This is a genomic window from Aeromonas sp. R7-1, from assembly GCF_040908115.1.
In the GTDB taxonomy this organism is placed as follows: Bacteria; Pseudomonadota; Gammaproteobacteria; order Enterobacterales; family Aeromonadaceae; genus Aeromonas; species Aeromonas caviae.
The window spans coordinates 1-4,354 of record NZ_JBFODD010000015.1 but is presented as its reverse complement, the minus strand read 5'-3'; the positions used below and the strand labels follow the sequence as shown (position 1 = coordinate 4,354).

The 4,354-nt window shown below is 62.7% G+C and carries 4 protein-coding genes; 2 read left to right on the top strand and 2 right to left on the bottom strand.

Features of this window, described 5'->3' with window-relative positions:
* On the top strand, positions 1 to 378 hold a 378-nt coding region (locus AB5Y51_RS01840; protein WP_368177963.1), incomplete at its 5' end, for a methyl-accepting chemotaxis protein.
* 142 nt (positions 379 to 520) lie between these two features.
* The gene (locus AB5Y51_RS01835; RefSeq protein WP_017779057.1) at positions 521 to 703 is read left to right on the top strand and encodes a hypothetical protein; all 183 of its coding nucleotides are present in this window, start codon (positions 521 to 523) and stop codon (positions 701 to 703) included.
* Between the two features lie 73 nt (positions 704 to 776).
* Here the strand turns inward: AB5Y51_RS01835 and lpdA are convergent, their stop codons facing one another.
* Together lpdA and aceF are read right to left on the bottom strand one after the other, a co-directional pair.
* Positions 777 to 2,204, bottom strand: a complete 1,428-nt coding sequence (lpdA, locus tag AB5Y51_RS01830; RefSeq protein ID WP_010675812.1) for a dihydrolipoyl dehydrogenase — start codon at positions 2,202 to 2,204, stop codon at positions 777 to 779.
* Between the two features lie 148 nt (positions 2,205 to 2,352).
* A complete protein-coding gene (gene aceF, locus AB5Y51_RS01825; protein WP_042015108.1) occupies positions 2,353 to 4,248 on the bottom strand; it encodes a pyruvate dehydrogenase complex dihydrolipoyllysine-residue acetyltransferase in 1,896 nt (631 codons plus the stop codon).
* Positions 4,249 to 4,354 lie beyond the last annotated feature (106 nt).

The window sequence follows — 4,354 nt, the reverse complement described above, 5'->3', positions numbered from 1 at the left end:
GCCAGCCGCTCCGCCGCCTCCACCGCCGAGATCCAGGGCATGATCAACAGCCTCCAGGAGCAGAGCGCCCGCGCCGTCAGCGCCATGGCCCAGGGCCGCAACCAGAGCCTGCGGGTGGTGACCCAGGCCGACGAGGCCAACGGCGCCCTCGACCAGATCACCGGACACATCACCCAGATCAGCGACATGAACATCCAGGTCGCCACCGCCACCGAAGAGCAGTCGAGCGTGGTGGGGGAGCTCAACCGCAACGTGGAGGACATCAACCAGCTCACCATGGAGACCGCCGATATCGCCCATCACCTGACCGAGTCGAGCCGCAACCTGCAGCACCTCTCCGGTGAGCTCGACAAGCTGGTCGGCAACTTCCGCCTCTGAGCGTCCGGCACCTCTTCCTGACCCGCACCAGGGCGCTTCGGCGCCCTTCTTCATGACCACGGCAAGCCGTGACGCACGGGGGATACGCGTCTCCCACCGCCCTGCCACATGCCTCATAATCAGGAAAACGCGAGGAGGTATGATGGGCAAGCTGGTCGTGATGATAGTGCTGGGGGGGCTGCTCAGTGCCTGCAGCAGCGGCCCCGTGCGGGTGCACGGGGCCGATGTGAGCGTGGACGATACCCGGATCCGGGTCAGCGACGGGGATCGCGGAGGCTACGGAACCTTCTGCCCACCGGGACAGGCCAAGAAGGGGCGCTGCTGACCGCAGGGTGCCGAAAGGCAGACAACAAAAAGCCGCTCGATTGAGCGGCTTTTCTTATGAAACGGGCAGAAGATTATTTTTTCTTCTTGGCCTTGGCGTTCGGCAGGTCGGTGATGGAGCCTTCGAACACTTCGGCAGCCAGACCCACGGACTCGTGCAGAGTCGGGTGAGCGTGGATGGTCAGCGCGATGTCTTCGGCGTCGGCACCCATCTCGATGGCCAGACCGATTTCACCCAGCAGTTCACCGCCGTTGGTGCCCACGATGGCACCACCGATGACGCGGCCGCTCTCCTTGTCGAAGATCAGCTTGGTCATGCCGTCGGAGCAGTCGGACGCGATGGCACGACCGGAAGCAGCCCACGGGAAGGTGGCGACTTCGAAGTTCAGCCCTTGTTGCTTGGCTTCCTTCTCGGTCAGACCCACCCAGGCCATCTCAGGCTCGGTATAGGCGATGGACGGGATCACTTTCGGGTCGAAGTAGTGCTTCTTGCCGGCGATGACTTCGGCCGCCACGTGGCCTTCGTGTACACCCTTGTGGGCCAGCATGGGCTGACCGACGATGTCGCCGATGGCGTGGATGTGGGCCACGTTGGTACGCAGCTGCTTGTCCACTTCGATGAAACCGCGCTCGTTGACGGCAACACCGGCCTTCTCGGCATCCAGCATCTTGCCGTTCGGCACACGGCCTACGGCAACCAGCACGTTGTCGTAGCGAACCGGCTCGGCCGGGGCGTGCTTGCCTTCGTAGGAGACGTACAGGCCGTCTTCACGGGCTTCAACGGCGGTGACCTTGGTCTCCAGCATGATGTTGAATTTCTTGGCAACGCGCTTGGTGTAGATCTTGACGATGTCTTTGTCGGCAGCCGGTACCAGCTGGTCGGCAAATTCCACCACGTCGATCTCGGAACCCAGGGAGGAGTACACGGTACCCATCTCCAGACCGATGATGCCGCCACCGATGACCAGCAGCTTGCCAGGAACGGTCGTCAGTTCCAGCGCATCGGTAGAGTCCCATACGCGGGGGTCGTCATGGGGGATGAACGGCAGCTTCACCGGACGGGAACCGGCGGCGATGATGGCGTTGTCGAAGGTGACGGTGGTCTTGCCGTCGGCGCCTTCCACTTCCAGCGTGTTCGGGCCGGTGAACTTGCCGAAGCCGTTCACGACCTGGACTTTACGCATCTTGGCCATGCCAGCCAGACCGCCGGTCAGCTGGTTGATGACCTTCTCTTTCCACAGACGCACCTTGTCGATGTCGGTCTGCGGGGCACCGAAGACGATGCCGTGCTCGGCCAGCGCCTTGGCTTCTTCAATGACTTTGGCGACGTGCAGCAGTGCCTTGGACGGGATGCAACCCACGTTCAGACAGACGCCACCCAGGGTGGAGTAACGCTCGACGATAATGGTATCCAGACCCAAGTCAGCCGCACGGAAGGCAGCGGAATAACCGGCAGGGCCAGCACCCAGTACTACGACCTGGGTTTTGATTTCTTTACTCATCATGACCTCTTTGTCGTTCTTATATCCCCGGACAGCACAGTCTTATGCCAAACAAGGCCGCTGCAGCCGTGAAAAAAACGGGGCAAGTTTACAATCCTGTTAACGAAATGAGAAGCAAAAAGGGCGGGCTCTGGGCCCGCCCTCTCACTTACAGGACCAGTCGACGAATGTCGGACAACACACCACTCAGGGTGGTGATGAAGCGGGCACCGTCGGCGCCATCGATGACGCGGTGGTCGTAGCTCAGAGCCAGCGGCAGCATCAGGCGCGGCACGAACTCTTTACCGTTCCACTTCGGCTTCATCTCGGACTTGGAGACGCCCAGGATGGCCACTTCCGGCGCGTTGACGATCGGGGTAAAGCTGGTACCGCCGATGCCACCCAGGCTGGAGATGGTGAAGCAACCGCCCTGCATGTCGGCAGCGGTCAGCTTGCCGGCACGGGCCTTCTTGGAGATCTCGGCCAGATCGCGGGACAGCTCGTGGATACCCTTCTTGTTGACGTCGCGAACCACCGGAACCACCAGACCGTTGGGGGTATCCACCGCCACACCGATGTGGATGTACTTCTTCATGATCAGCTTGCTGCCGTCTTCGGACAGGGCGCTGCAGAAGCGCGGATGGGCTTCCAGGGCCTTGGCGGCCGCCTTCAGGATGAACACCAGCGGGGTGATCTTCACGTCCAGCTTCTGCTTCTCGGCCAGGATGTTCTGCTCTTTGCGGAACGCTTCCAGATCCGTGGTATCGGCTTCGTCGAACTGGGTGACGTGGGGGATCATGGCCCAGTTGCGGTGCAGGGCAGGACCGGAGATCTTCTGGATACGGGTCAGTTCCAGCTCTTCGACAGGGCCGAACTTGCTGAAATCAACCTTCGGCCAGGCCACGACGCTCATGCCGTTGCCAGTGCCGGTACCGGCAGCCGGAGCGGACTCGGCGCGCTTGACCGCATCCTTCACGTAAGCCTGCACGTCTTCTTTGACGATGCGACCCTTGCGACCGGAGGCTTTCACCTTGGCCAGGTTGACACCGAACTCGCGCGCCAGACGGCGTACAGCCGGGGAGGCGTGGACGTAGGCGTCGTTGGCGACGAAATCGGAGGCGGCAGCAGCCTGGGCAACCGGTGCAGGAGCGGCGGCAGCCGGAGCGGCAGCAACGGGCGCTGCGGCAGGAGCCGGAGCAGCCACGGCAGCCGGAGCGGCACCCGCCACTTCGAATACCATGATCAGGGAACCGGTGGAGACCTTGTCACCCGCCTTCACCTTGATCTCCTTGACCACACCGGCGAACGGCGCAGGCACTTCCATGGAGGCCTTGTCGCCTTCCACGGTGATCAGGGACTGGTCGGCTTCAACCTTGTCACCCACGGCGACCATGATTTCGGTCACTTCCACTTCGTCACCGCCGATGTCCGGCACGTTGACGTCCTTGGCACCGGCGGCAACCGGAGCAGCGGCAGCCACGGGGGCAGCAGCAGGAGCCGGCGCGGCAACAGCGGCCGGGGCAGCGCCCGCCACTTCGAAGACCATCACCAGGGAGCCGGTAGAAACCTTGGCGCCGGCGGCGACCTTGATCTCGACCACGCGGCCGGCGAACGGTGCCGGTACTTCCATGGAGGCCTTGTCACCTTCCACGGCGATGATGGACTGGTCGGCTTCAACCATGTCGCCCACGGCAACCATGATCTCAGTCACTTCGACTTCGTCACCACCGATGTCCGGCACGTTGACGTCCTGGCGAGCGGCAGCAGCAGGAGCGGCGGCCGGCGCGGCAGCAACCGGGGCAGCAGCCTGGACCGGAGCCGGTGCGGCAGCACCCTCGGCTTCGAAGACCATGATCTGGGAACCGGTGGCAACCTTGTCGCCCACCTTGATCAGGATCTCTTTGACGATACCGGCGGCGGGTGCCGGGACTTCCATGGAGGCCTTGTCACCTTCCACGGCGATCAGGGACTGGTCCAGTTCGACCTTGTCACCCACGGCCACCATGATCTCGGTGACTTCAACTTCATCAGCACCGATATCCGGCACCATAATCTGTTTGGACATTGCGCTTTATCCTCTTGCGTGCATCCGCGTGGCAGCCTGAGCATCACCACGCGCATCCCGCGTTATCCGTTTAAACCCAGGCAAGGTCGCGCCGGATACCCGGCGC

What these genes read in the sequence shown, in the direction of transcription:
- lpdA (WP_010675812.1), bottom strand. Translation starts at nt 2,204, where the DNA reads ATGAGTAAAGAAATCAAAACCCAGGTCGTAGTACTGGGTGCTGGCCCT.
- AB5Y51_RS01835 (WP_017779057.1), top strand. Translation starts at nt 521, where the DNA reads ATGGGCAAGCTGGTCGTGATGATAGTGCTGGGGGGGCTGCTCAGTGCC.
- aceF (WP_042015108.1), bottom strand. Translation starts at nt 4,248, where the DNA reads ATGTCCAAACAGATTATGGTGCCGGATATCGGTGCTGATGAAGTTGAA.